At 49.4% G+C, this 13,080-nt stretch carries 8 protein-coding genes and 3 pseudogenes; 3 read left to right on the forward strand and 8 right to left on the reverse strand.

The features are described from left to right. Together DZ54_RS0109195 and DZ54_RS0109200 are read right to left on the reverse strand one after the other, a co-directional pair. Positions 1-3,073 (reverse strand): ATP-binding protein (locus DZ54_RS0109195; RefSeq protein WP_051415983.1); only part of this gene is annotated, 3,073 nt, incomplete at its 3' end. 19 nt (positions 3,074-3,092) lie between these two features. Beyond that, entirely contained in the window at positions 3,093-4,301 is a 1,209-nt protein-coding gene (locus DZ54_RS0109200; protein WP_025673857.1) for an EAL and HDOD domain-containing protein, read from the reverse strand. A gap of 180 nt (positions 4,302-4,481) precedes the next feature. On the opposite strand from DZ54_RS0109200, the gene DZ54_RS0109205 reads away from it, so the two are divergent. Further along, a complete protein-coding gene (locus tag DZ54_RS0109205) occupies positions 4,482-4,658 on the forward strand; it encodes an ATPase (protein WP_025673858.1) in 177 nt (58 codons plus the stop codon). 161 nt (positions 4,659-4,819) lie between these two features. On the opposite strand, the gene DZ54_RS0109210 is transcribed toward DZ54_RS0109205, so the two are convergent. Continuing rightward, positions 4,820-5,161, reverse strand: a complete 342-nt coding sequence (locus DZ54_RS0109210) for a 4a-hydroxytetrahydrobiopterin dehydratase (protein WP_025673859.1) — start codon at positions 5,159-5,161, stop codon at positions 4,820-4,822. Further along, positions 5,154-6,032, reverse strand: coding sequence for a phenylalanine 4-monooxygenase (gene phhA / locus DZ54_RS0109215; RefSeq protein WP_051415984.1), 879 nt, complete (start codon positions 6,030-6,032; stop codon positions 5,154-5,156). Before phhA ends, DZ54_RS0109210 begins: the two co-directional genes overlap by 8 nt. Before the next feature lie 214 nt (positions 6,033-6,246). On the opposite strand from phhA, the gene DZ54_RS27435 reads away from it, so the two are divergent. Beyond that, positions 6,247-6,552, forward strand: a complete 306-nt coding sequence (locus DZ54_RS27435) for a DUF6482 family protein (protein WP_025739105.1) — start codon at positions 6,247-6,249, stop codon at positions 6,550-6,552. A gap of 168 nt (positions 6,553-6,720) precedes the next feature. Here the strand turns inward: DZ54_RS27435 and DZ54_RS27440 are convergent. The 4 genes and pseudogenes from DZ54_RS27440 to DZ54_RS20480 all read right to left on the reverse strand — a co-directional run. Further along, a pseudogene (locus DZ54_RS27440) lies at positions 6,721-7,305 on the reverse strand (SDR family NAD(P)-dependent oxidoreductase); the annotation flags it as partial. Positions 7,306-7,392: 87 nt separating this feature from the next. Continuing rightward, positions 7,393-9,359 (reverse strand): annotated as a pseudogene (gene fhuB, locus DZ54_RS20470) (Fe(3+)-hydroxamate ABC transporter permease FhuB). 100 nt (positions 9,360-9,459) lie between these two features. Then, a complete protein-coding gene (locus DZ54_RS20475) occupies positions 9,460-10,224 on the reverse strand; it encodes an iron-siderophore ABC transporter substrate-binding protein (RefSeq protein WP_240473949.1) in 765 nt (254 codons plus the stop codon). Beyond that, positions 10,221-10,999: pseudogene (locus DZ54_RS20480) on the reverse strand (ABC transporter ATP-binding protein). The gene DZ54_RS20475 and the pseudogene DZ54_RS20480 overlap by 4 nt, the downstream one beginning before the upstream one ends. A 256-nt stretch (positions 11,000-11,255) precedes the next feature. Here DZ54_RS20480 and DZ54_RS0109245 point away from each other — a divergent pair. After that, positions 11,256-13,034: a DUF2256 domain-containing protein gene (locus tag DZ54_RS0109245; protein ID WP_025673862.1), complete on the forward strand. Its 1,779-nt coding sequence runs from the start codon at positions 11,256-11,258 to the stop codon at positions 13,032-13,034. Positions 13,035-13,080: the final 46 nt, after the last annotated feature.

The following is a 13,080-nucleotide window of genomic DNA, read 5'->3' on the forward strand; positions in this document are numbered from 1 at the left end:
GTYCTGGTTCTGGTTCTGGTTCTGGTTCTGGTTCTGGTTCTGGTTCTGGTTCTGGTTCTGGTTCTGGTTCTGGTTCTGGTTCTGGTTCTGGTTCTGGTAATGATGATGAACGCGAAGACATCGGCGTAAACTGTTTATCCTCTAGCGTGTTCGATGCTATTTGATCGTCACTGTCATCACCATACCTAACCGAATCTGGGTGAGCATAAAGTAGTAACAGTTCAATTAACTGATCTTTGCTAAACGGTTTGGCTAAATGTCCATTCATCCCAGCATCGACACATCGCTCTGCATCGCCAGATAAGGCATTGGCTGTGACTGCTAGAATTGGCGTATTTTTATCGAACTCACGGATCTGACGGGTGGCTTCAAAGCCATCCATTTCCGGCATTTGGCAATCCATCAAAATAATGTCAAAAGGCGTTTTTTTATGCAATTCAATGGCTTCTTTCCCGTTCACTGCCAGAGCCCGCTGGCAGCCTAATTGTGCCAAGATAATATCGATAAGCTCTTGGTTAACAAGATGATCCTCTGCCACCAAGACATTGAGATCAAAGTTAATATTGTCGTATTGCCCAACTACCGGGCTTGGATCAACTAACGTATGCTCATCTTCGTTCAATACTCGGTGAAGCTCAGCATGGTAGATGGGACAAGTCAGCGTGGCCATTCCTGTATCATGATGACCATCATGACTGATTGCGATGCATTTGTGCACGCTTCCAACAAGTGCCTCACAGGCTTCCATTTTATCTTGATCAACCATCAGAACAGCCTGTTCGGGGTCATTCAAGTCCAGACTCTGTGCATTATACCTCGTGGTCAACGCCACATTGAAACCGTGTAAATAAGCGGTCAGCGTCTTGGTCAGTATACGATCGTCAGATACTAAAAAGACACGACAACCATTAAGCGCATGGCTCAAGTCGTAACCTGATAAGAATGTACAGTCAGGGTTAGAAACAGTAATCGGCACTTCCGCAATAAATGTCGTTCCCTGGTTTTCTTGGCTGCGGATATAAATATCTCCGTCCATCAACCGCAAAAGTTTACGACAGACAGGCAAGCCCAGCCCTGTTCCTTGATAAGAGCGTGAATACGAATTATCGACCTGGGTGAAATTTTCAAAAATAGCATCATGACGATCCTCAGGAATACCAATCCCTGTGTCTTCTACCTCCATGACAAGCTTGGTCACGTTATTGTCGTCACGCATTTGAAACAAGCTAACACAGATATGACCGTGCTTCGTGAACTTAACAGCGTTCCCAACAAGGTTAATAATGACTTGCTTATAGCGCATCGCGTCTAATTCAATCTCACATGGCGTATCCGGATCAATGTAGCAGTGGAGACGTAATTGTTTTTCAGCCGCTTTCGCGGTAAAGATACTTAAAGACTCATGCACTAGCTCAGCCAAGTGTACCGACTGTTTGCTAAGCGTCATCTTTCCGGCTTCGATCTTGGTAAGATCGAGCACATCGTTGATGATATTTAATAATGCCGTCGATGAATTCTGTAATGTATCAACAAAATAGCGTTGCTGTTGCGTGAGTGACGTTTCCATAAGTAGGTTAGACATCCCCACAATTCCATTCATGGGCGTACGAATTTCGTGGCTCATCATGGCTAAGAAATTCGTTTTTGATTCATTCGCCCGTTCTGCTTGTTCTTTCGCTCGCGCCATTTCTCGTGAAATCATGTCATTTAGTGCTTTCTGCTGCACAAAATGCACCATCGAACTCAAGCTTGATAAAATAGGCTCTATCCAACTTTGTAACTCTTCATTATACGTCGTGGACTCATCGAAAAGACACACGACACCGACCATTTGATTTGACATATAAAGGGGCGTACCAAAGACATTCACAATCATTTTCTGATTATGGCCTGTAACACCCGCCATCTGTAGACTACGCTTGCTCTGCTTCGTTTCAATAATATCTTCAATTAAGCCCCGAACAAACTCCTCGCCAATAAAATTATTTTTAACAAGACGCGTTTGTGCCAAAATACGATAAGGGAGATCGCTATCCATATCATCATCGTGATGACCAGCCTCAACAATGATGCCATGGTTGCTTTCGCCAATACGCAGTAAAATATCTAACACATCTTTGAAGCTTTTGTTGAAATCTTCACGTATCAGAAACTTATCTTGTAAACTTTTCATCGCGGAAAAAAACTCCGCGCCTTTGGACACTTTTTGTTTATCCAAGTGTTGCTCGGTGATATCACGTATAATAGCAACATTGAGTGCGCGAGGGTCTTCGTCTTTAATCGGTGTCGACTTCACTTGCACAACTCGAATACCCTCATCGGTCTCTATTTCATAGGAGCGGTTAATGCGGCCATTCAAACCGTAAAGAGCTTGTGAAAAATAGCCACGAGAATCAGGTGTGACTCGTGAAATTATCGTTGATAAACTTATTACTTCGTCAGGAACCGATTCCAGATCAAATAATTTTTTTGCCGATTCATTAATGGTAATAATACGATGTTTATCACCCAGCACTAACAGCGCATCAGTGTAGCTATGAATAACGGTATCTAAGTAAGCGCGGTTTCTCTCTGCACGACTTATTTGCTTGGCATACTTCCAAATAAAGAAAACAACTAACAGGTTCAAAAGCACGATTTGTGTTGCCGTACGGAGTACTTCTGTATTCAGTTCCTTATCAATATATCGGCTATCTTGATAAATAATCAGCTGACCTACCTGAATAGATTGGTTCTCCTCATTGTAAACCAATGGGACGATGATTTCGTTTAGCTCATCACTTGATCGCACACCTTTTGAATCCGTCACATAGCGAAATTGGTCATTCGAGTCGGTTAACTCTAAGCGATGAACATAGCGCGATCCCATTTCACTGTCGAGGTCATTTTGTACATTCTTAAAATCATAGTTCCACATTAACGTAGGTATTCGTTGTTTTAAACGCTGAGTAATCGAGTTAATGTTTTGGTTCATGTCTGACTCAAGACGTTCTTTCGCAACGTGATAGTTATAGTAACCGAAAACGCCCAGTAACAAGGTCGCTAAGACCATTAAAACGACGGCTAACCGCATCCCTACTCGATTCATCATTTTACACCTGCATCGTTGCAGCCAAGGTCTGAGTTTGAAAACGTGCTTTATCGAAAGCTTTAAGTACAGCACGTTCTTTTAATGCCATTTTTTTACATACTGCCCCGATCCAGTTCCAGTTAGCATGCTCAATGTGCTTACATAACGTCAACAACTCTCCATAACGTCCTGATTGAGACAAAAGTGCATTTTTCGCATCTTGGTCGAGATCAAGCTGTCCGACTAAGTCTTCCATAGGAGTCCCCAACATTGCATCAAGGAGTGAAAAGGCACCAACTAAAAAGGCTTCATCAGGGTCCATATTTTTTATCATGGGTGCAGCCTGCTGCATAAAGATCGCACGAAGTATCGCGGATGCCTGTAAGTGAGAGCATTCTTGATGATTCATATTCGACATGATGAGTAACGATATTAACCGTCGCAACGACTCAAGCCCTAAATAGACAACGGCTTGCTTGGGGTTTGTGATCGCATTTTTCTTGGATTTCGCCAATATATTGGCGCTGGCTACCACTTTGTAGAGCAAGGACACATCACGCGATATAACATCAGTGATTTCATCGATGTCATGAGGACTACGATTAATCACAATACACGCATCCAGCAAACTGATCACGGAGGGAGCGACATCACTGTGGCTTTTTATCTGAGGTTGTTCAAAAAAATAGCCCTGAAACAGACTAAAACCAAGCTGTTTAGCCAGCATAAACTCTTCTATTCTTTCAACTTTTTTAGCAAGAAATCGAACGTCTGCATAGTCAGACATCACACCGGCCCAATCCGTTGGGTTGTCTTTGGCCATGCTCACTGCGATAACATCAAATAAATGCAAATGTCGTTGCCACCGGTTCGAAAACACATTGCCGTCACCGAGTATAGTGAAACCCGCTTTTCGATAGGCTTCCAATTGTTTCGCAAGTCTTGGCGTTACTTTGCATTTTTCCGTTACACCAATCACCAAACGCGTCACTGGAATAGAAAAAGGTATCTCATCCAATAAGGCCGCTTCTGAGAAACTCACGACATACCGCAAATCATCATCAAGCTCCTTCCCTGATAAAAAATTGGCGCTTAGAATGCGGGACGTTGCGGTATCTTCATCAATCGAGGGGAATTTGTTTTGTAACCCTTCACGAAATAAGAGCTCGCTACCCCATTGATTTTGTTTATCGTCAAAGATCGGTTGGTACGAAAAAAAAATCTCACTCACAATGTCACTCTCCCCAAAACGATCCCCTAGTACAAACTTAGACCAAAGGAAGAACTTTTGATCGTTTTTTGATTAAAGTGAGTGTGTTAAGTCCATTTATCTTCCAGGACATTGCCTTTTACTTGGGCCAAATCACGAATTTTGCTACGCTTCAGCCAAAGACACCAATGAGGTAAGAACGTGGATATCTTAAACCAACTAACAGACGACGCGCCCGAGCACGAACCAGACTCGCTACCCTCGCTCGACGAGCAAAAAGCGATTGTGGCGAAACTCAAAGCGCTTGAGGAAAAAGGTGAGCTCACCGACGAAGTACTCGCCCAGTATTTTGCCGCCAAGCCAAAAAGACGAGGCTGACGACGAAGAGTCCGGGAAACAGGTGAAGTGACCGCGTCACTTTAAAAATCTATCATCCTTATGACTGCTCATATGTAGTGTTTGCATAGCGATGATAGATGGAGATCGTTCAAGGAAAGACAGTAGCGCCCCGTGACCAAACCACGGGGCGTTTTGGTTTATCATTCTAGCTCAATGCCGTCGGTTTTCGCCGCACAAATAAAATCATTTTTGTGCAAGCCTTTAATCTTATGTGACCACCAAGTAACAGTCACTTTGCCCCACTCGAGCAAAATCGCGGGGTGGTGACCTTCTTGCTCGGCGAGTTCGGCGACTTGATTGGCAAATGCCCACGCCAACTTGAAATTACGGAAAATAAACTCGCGCTCGAGCTGATCAATCCCATCTCGCGTCACTTTGTTCCACTGCGGGATATCTTTAAGCAGTGCTGGCATTTCTTCAGCACTGACCAAAGGTGCATCAATATTACAGGCTTCACATTTCAACTCAGTTAGTTCAGACATGTTGCGTTTCCTTTTGCTGTTCTGTCTTTTTTGGTTTGGGTGGGAACAAGGGCGCATGTAGGCCCAGTTCCATGGCTTGATGAACATCAGCAATCAAGTCACGTTGGCTGATGGCAAATAAATCGTCAATCGATTCAATGGTAAAGTAAATCGGCTGCATAATGTCAATCCGATAGGGCGTGCGCATGACATCGATCACTTCCAGGGGTTTGCGGATGGCTTTCTCGCTATTAAACGCATACTCGGTTTCTGCCGGGGACGACAAGATACCGCCACCATAAATACTGCGATGACCTTGCGGGTCACAGAGCAAACCAAACTCGACCGTAAACCAGTATAAGCGTGCGAGATAAACGCGCTCTTTGGGTGTTGCTTTCTTACCTAGTTCGCCATACATGTGGGTAAACTCTGCGAACGCTGGATGCGTCAGCATCGCGCAGTGACCAAATATCTCGTGGAAGTAATCCGGCTCTTGGAGGTAGTCGAAATCTTCTTTAGAACGTAAGAAGGTCGCTGCGGGGAATTTTTTATCCGCCAACAATGCGAAGAAGTGGTCAAAATCAATCAACGCGGGCACAGGTGCAACTTGCCAGCCCGTCTCTTTCATTAACACAGCATTCACATCTGGGATCTGTGGCACTGTGTCTTCGGGCAAGTCCAGCAGCTGCAGTCCGTCCAAATATTCCTGGCAAGCTTTGTCCTTGATACACGCAAGCTGCCGTGTAACCAACTGGCGCCATACGTCATTTTCTTGTGCCGACCAAGCTACACGGCCTCGTCCATCAATCGGTTTGGATTCGTATTTACTCTGTTTCACGTTCACCGCCTTGTATCTTATCTGGCGTAAATGATTGAGCGTAAACAGCGGCATCTTGCCTTACGCCTCGTCTTCGTTACTCACAGACTACGTCGACTTTGCCGATAAAATCATCTCATCGCGGCGGTTTTAATTTTACTTTTGCGTAACATTTATTTTACATCAAAAGAGAATAAGCATACCCCATTCAAAAAGCGTCACACGCGAGGGATCTGCACTCTATCATGGCCCGTAGTAGGTTAAAGATTGAACACGGCAAGGATGAACCATGAATTTACAATTGAGTGAACTGATAAAATTCGACAACATTGACAAAATTCAGGTCCGAGGCATTGATGGTATGCTGTACCAAGCCATCGCCTTTTTGCGTCATGGCGACACGGTAGAGCAAAAGTTGATTTATGACGGCGATAAACCTTACTTGTCACGCAGCTTGCTGGCTGTAAAAGATGATTTTGAATGGGTTAACGCCGCGCAGTACGTATTGGTCACCGACACGGCGTATGACGAAATGATAGGGCTTGGCAGTGAAAAGCCGCTGTCTACTCTCGAGCAGCCACTGCACTGGAAATGATTGCATCATGCTCCGAACTAAGGGGCGACTTTCTTCCCCGTTCCACGCAAACAAGCGCCCGCTGTGACGGCTGTCGAGTGAATCTAGCACCGAGAGCAAATAACCAGCAGACTGCGCCGGACTAAATAACTTCCCGGGTTTCACGTTTGATTGGAATGGCACAGACAAGCGACTGTCCACCGTACCTGGATGAAGACCGACCACGGTCAATGATTTGTCGTATCGGCCTAGCTCAATGCCCATGCACTTGACTAGCATATTCACTGCCGCTTTACTGGCGCGATACGCATACCACCCGCCCGCGCGGTTATCACTGATACTTCCCACACGCGCCGATAATATCGCCAGCTTGGCATTGGCCTGTCGCTTGAGTTTGGGGGCAAGGTGTTTACTTAATAGCAACGGCGCAACGGCATTCACGTCAAACAGCTGATGCATTGCCTCACTGCTGCACGCGCCAAGTCGCTTTTCGGGACTGACAACATCATCGTGCAACATGCCTGAGGCAATGATCACCGCATCCAAGCTGTTGTCGTCGATGTGCTCGGCCGCGGCGTGTATCGATGCGTCATCGCGAATGTTCACCGCCACAGGCACCACCTTTTCACTTATCTCAGCAAGTGGCGCGGGGTGACGCCCCAGCGCGAAAACCTGCTGGATGGATGGCCTGTCGAGCAGAGCACGGCAAAAGGCTTCACCAATCGCACCGCCTGCGCCAACAACGGCCACCCGCTGCATAGAATCACTGTTCATACTCTTGGCTCCTCACACAAAAAGAGATGCACACTGCATCTCTTTAGTTAGGGATGAGGCGATCTTGTCGATCACCGAGTGTGAAAACTATAGCTTACGTAACACAATCATTAGGTAGAGCCCGCCAATCAACGAGGCAATGATCCCAGCCGGCATTTCTTGCGGATATAACCATTGTCGTCCGAGCCAATCTGCAAACAGCATCAATCCCATGCCAATCAATCCCGCGGTGACCATATGCGCCCGGGCATTTTTCGCTCCCCAACTGCGCGCAATGTGTGGCGCCATTAATCCGACAAAACTCAGCGGCCCCACCACCAAGGTGGCACTGACCGTCATCACCGCCACCAAGGCCAGCAATACCATGCGTGCACGCCCCACATGCACGCCAAGCGACTGGGCGGTTTCGCCACCAAGCGGTAAAATGTCTAGCCAACGCTGACACATCAACCCCAGTGCCACCAATACCGTTGCCACCAAGGCCAGTGTGGTCACCGTGCTGTCGGTCACATAGTAGGTAGAGCCTGAGATCCACGCGAGCACTTGATAAGCACGCGGATCGCCCCCGGCCATCAAGAAACTTTGTACCGCTTGCATCAATGCGGCAATGGCCACCCCCGTCAGCAAGACTTTTTCTGGCTGGAAGCCGGTTTTGCGGTTAAGCAGCACAATCAACGCCAAGGTCGCGCCAGCGCCGATTAAGCCCCCTACATACAGGCTAACCATAGACGCCCCCATGCCAGCAAAGATGGTGACGATCAGCCCAACGCGGTGCCAGCACTGATCCCCATTACCTCAGGGCTCGCCATCGGGTTGGCACTTAAGCGCTGAAGGACTGCGCCAGCGACGGCAAGCACACCACCTGCTAATGCCGCTGCGAGTAGACGTGGCAACCGCCACTCTAGCAAAGACCAATCCCCGCTCAACGCCAGCCACTGCCAACCTTCACTTTGACGCGACACGGTGGCAAAAATCACCACACCAAGCACCAGTAATATCAACGTCCGGCCTAATGACCAATCCTGACGTGGTGCTGGTGATCCTGTGCCCATTTGTTGGCGTTGACGGTTACCCAGTGACACCCGCGGCAACAGCCATAATAATAGCGGCGCGCCTAACGCTGCCGTGGCCGCTCCCGTGGGCACCATCATCGCTCGACGTCCCGGTAACAGCTGTACCGCCAAATCGGTTGCCGCCAGCATCAACGCACCTAAAATCATCGCAAGGCTCAGTCGGGTAATTAACTTGCGTGCCCCACATAAGCGCGCAATCGCTGGCGCAGCGAGGCCAACAAAGCCAATCACCCCAATCAAACTGACCACCCACGCGGTCAGAAGCACAGACAGCCCGAGCGCAATCACGCGGATTTTCGCCAGCGATACGCCTAAGCTTTTTGCCCCTTCATCGGAAAGGCTCAACACGTTGAGCGGTTTTAGTAAGGCAAGGATCATCAATACCGCCACCCCGACACGCGGCAATAAAGCTTGCACACTGTGCCAATCGGTTTGCACCATCGAGCCGGCGCCCCATACCATCATGCCGTGTAGCGCTTCTTGATTCATCAGCAGCAACACGGTGCTTAGCGCGCCGCAGTAAAGATTTAAAATCAAGCCGGCGATTACCACCACCGTGGGCGATAAACCGCGTCGCCATGCCAATGTGAACACCACCAGCATGGTAAGCACACCACCAAACATGGCCACCATGGCGCTCGACCAGGTCAGCAGCCAGGGGGCATAGAGAGTGGCAAGCATCAGCGCCAAACTGGCTCCGTTTGCGACCCCCAGCGTCGAGGGCGAGGCAAGTGGGTTACGCAACACCTGCTGCATTAAGGTACCAGCCAGACCCAAACACGCCCCTGCCAGTAATGCGGTGACCAAGCGCGGCCACCAGGTTAAATGCATCACCACCCCAATTGAGGCACTGTCATCCAGCGACCATAAGGTGTGCCAGAGCATAGATTGGCTCACGTCCCACTGCCCCAACTGGGTCGCAGCCAGACTCAATAACGCCACCAGCAACGCCAAAGGCATCCATAACAGACTCAGTTTCATGATGTGCTCTCCTGCTCAGTGTCGGTCAATGCCGCGGTCACGAGACGAGCAAAGCGTAAGGCTGAGGGGATCGCGCCAAAACTCCAAACGGGGTCAATCATCAACGGCGTATATCCCGTGCGTTTAACCAAATATTGCCAAAACATATTGGTCTGGAGGTTAGCTCGACGCCAGCCGGTAGCGGGCGCACAATCACGAGCTGCGCATCAAGGTCGAGCAGCTCGCGAGTAGAGACCATGCTAAATCCCCAACTGTTGGTTTTGTTCTGCCACGCATTATTCAGACCCAACTCACTGATCGCAGCGTGATATAAGCTGTTGGTGCCAAAAACACGCACATGGTTGGGATCGAGAAATTGGATCATCAGCAGCGGTGGCTGATCAGAGGATAAGGTTTGACGCAAACGCGTCAATTGCTGCTGTGCACTGGCAATCAGCGCCTCACCGGCATCAGGACGTTTGGCTTCGCTAGCAATTTGCCGTGTCACGGTTTTTAACGATACCCAGCTTAAACCTTCTTCATACAGAGGAATCGAGCTGACCGGCGCAATAGTGCTCAGCTTTGGCTTCATCGCCTTAAAAATCGGCGAGATAAGAATTTTATCGGGCGCAAGCTCGGCCAAGCGCTCCATATTCGGTTGGGTACGAAGGCCAATATCGACGGTTTTTTCCGGGATCAGCGGGGCTCTGACCCAAGCGTTATAGTCCGCTTTTTGCGCCACCGCGACGGGCGTTACCCCCAAAGCCAACAAGGTTTCGGTTTGGGTCCAATCCAGCGAGAGAATACGAGGCGGCTCTGTGGCGCTGGCTGGCATCACGGTAGATAGTAGCCAAACCACGAGCACCAAACAATACGACTTAATCATACCGGCGACAGCTCCCCTGGCATGGCCACCGCATACCCCGCGGCATGATCGGCAATCGGCATCTCAATGCATAAATCGATTTGAGTGCCGATTCTTGGAACACCTCGTTGACCGAGCCTTTGGTCAGGATCTGACCGCTATGTAAGGCTACAATCTCATCACAAAAACGCGCCGCCATATTAATATCATGCACCACGATGATGATAGATTTGTCTAACTCTCGGCTAAGTTTGCGAACCAGAGACATCACCTCCACTTGGTGCGCCACATCCAGCGCAGATAATGGCTCATCGAGCAGCAGGTAACGCGTTTGCTGAGCAAGCAACATGGCAATCCACAACCGCTGGCGTTCACCGCCTGACAAGGTATCGACCAAACGCTCGGCGTAATCTTGGGTGCCCGTCAACGCCATTGCCTCGTTGATCGCTTGGTGATCGGCTTTGGTCAACCGACCCAGCAAACCATGCCAAGGATAGCGACCAAAACTGACCAACTCATATCCGGTTAAGTTATCGGTCGCGGGTAAGTGCTGTGGCAAATACGCCACCTCGCGCGCAAACGCCTTTTCTGACCATTTCGACAAGGGCTTTTGGTCTAATGCAATCTGTCCGCTGCTGGTTGCTTGTTGTTGCGCCAACAGTTTTATCAAGGTCGACTTACCCGAGCCGTTGTGTCCGACTAACGCGCAGATTTTTCCTGGCGTAAACGACAAGCTGACTTTATCGAGTAACACTTTCCCGTTGACGGCAAACGCAACGTCCTTTGCCTCTAACATATCCCGATCCTACTGCTTAAGTACAAGCGCGGGATGCGCCTGTCAGTTATTTCTACAATCGACAATTTTCCGATGCTTAAAAGGCAAATGCAAACCATTTTGATTTCGTTTTGTACGCTTACTGCTTGTTCATGACAGAAATTAGACATTAACCAAGCGAAAACTAGGGATCCAAGTGTCGCTCAGCCTCGTAGCGCAGGAGGAGAATAAGAGACTGAGAAAACCAAATATTGAGAAAGCTATTACTGAGAAAGCTATGTCCGAGCTGATCAGCCTTGTGTGGTTAAAACGAGATTTACGCCTACGCGACCACGCGCCCTTGCAAGCGGCCATCGCATCTGGGCGCCCTTTGGTGGTCCTGTACCTGTTCGAGCCACTGCTACTCAACGATCCTCATCATGGCGAGCGCCATTGGCGATTTGTTTGGCAATCATTGTGCGATCTCAACCGCCAGCTAGCGCCACTTGGCGGCAAGGTCACGATTTGCCAAGGCGAGGCGGTACCGGTGCTCCACACCATCCATCAACAACACGCAATTAGCGCGGTGTACAGCCATCAAGAAATTGGCGTCGAGGCGACGTTTTCTCGCGATAAAGCAGTCGCCAAATGGCTGGCAAGCCATCAAATCCCATGGCACGAATACCCCACTGGGGCGGTGATCCGCGGCGCTAAGAATCGGGTGGATTGGGATGCTGAATGGCAAAAAGTGATGCGTGCACCGCTTGCCGATCCAGATTGGCAACAGGCACGCTGGTTAGACGCATCACTCGCGCTACCCTCGCTTGGTAACCATCCATGGGATGCGCCCGCTCCACGCTTTCAGCCCGGCGGGCCAAGTTGGGCCTATAAAACCTTGCAGTCTTTTTTTCGCGAGCGCGGGCAAGACTATCAGCGCCATATTTCTAAACCGCTAGCGAGCCGCAAAAGCTGTACGCGGCTGTCGCCCTATCTTGCGTGGGGCAACATCAGCATGCGCGAGATGTATCAAATTACCCTTCTCCATTGGCAGAAAAAGGGCTGGCGACGGGCGCTGGTGGCCATGGTATCGCGTTTGCATTGGCACTGTCATTTTATGCAGAAATTTGAAAGTGAGCACCACATGGAGTACCGTCCCGTCAATCGTGGCTACTTACATTTTGAGTATGCAAACGATCGGCAAAGCGATACGCATCTTCTCGCATGGCAACAAGGCAATACCGGTTATCCTCTCGTCGATGCGTGTATGCGCTGTTTGCACGCCACCGGCTATATCAACTTTCGTATGCGAGCAATGCTGGTAAGCTTTTTAACCCATCATCTGTTGATTGATTGGCGGCGCGGCGTGCACCATTTAGCGCAGTTATTTCTCGATTTTGAGCCCGGCATTCATTACCCCCAGTTTCAAATGCAAGCTGGAGTGACCGGCGCCAATACCTTGCGTATTTACAATCCAGTCAAACAATCGCAAGAGCAGGATCCGGAGGGCGCATTTATTCGTGAATGGCTGCCCGAGCTCACCCCCTTGCCCGACAGTTTGATCCACACGCCTTGGCAAATGACCGACATGGAAGCCATCATGTATGGCGTGGCACTTGGCGAAGACTACCCCAAACCGATTGTCAATATCGAACAAACCGGCAAACGCGCGCGTGACATCTTATGGTCGTTTCGCAAACAAGACTCCGTTCGCATCGAGAAAGCGCGGATCCTCGCCACTCATGTACGCCCGAGCAGCCCTGAGCGAGCAAACAGTCCTGAGCGAGCAAACAGTCCTGAGCGAACAAACAGCCCTGAGCGAGCAAACAGTCCTGAGCAAACCAATCGGCCCAAGCGAACCACCAGCCTGATCGTTCAGACAAACGCACGACCCAAGCCACCGAAGGAGGCGATCAAGATGGCGCATAAAAAACCGCATCTGCCCACCAAGATATGTTTGACTTGCGAACGCCCGTTTACGTGGCGTAAAAAATGGGCGCGCTGTTGGGACGAGGTTAGGTATTGCTCTGACCGTTGCCGTCGCGACGGTCGTCGCCATGCGCGAGCGGCGATGCACTGAACGCATCCAGTAGCGAGTTCAATTGTGGGTGTACCCACTGACGTTT

Source organism: Salinivibrio socompensis S35, from assembly GCF_000513715.1.
Classification (GTDB): domain Bacteria; phylum Pseudomonadota; class Gammaproteobacteria; order Enterobacterales; family Vibrionaceae; genus Salinivibrio; species Salinivibrio socompensis.

Coding starts and splice junctions, on each gene's coding strand:
- DZ54_RS0109210 (WP_025673859.1), bottom strand. CDS start 5,161: ATGTCTGAACTAACTGAGTTGAAATGTGAAGCCTGTAATATTGATGCA.
- phhA (WP_051415984.1), bottom strand. CDS start 6,032: ATGCCGCTGTTTACGCTCAATCATTTACGCCAGATAAGATACAAGGCG.
- DZ54_RS27435 (WP_025739105.1), top strand. CDS start 6,247: ATGAATTTACAATTGAGTGAACTGATAAAATTCGACAACATTGACAAA.
- DZ54_RS20475 (WP_240473949.1), bottom strand. CDS start 10,224: ATGATTAAGTCGTATTGTTTGGTGCTCGTGGTTTGGCTACTATCTACC.
- DZ54_RS0109245 (WP_025673862.1), top strand. CDS start 11,256: ATGTCCGAGCTGATCAGCCTTGTGTGGTTAAAACGAGATTTACGCCTA.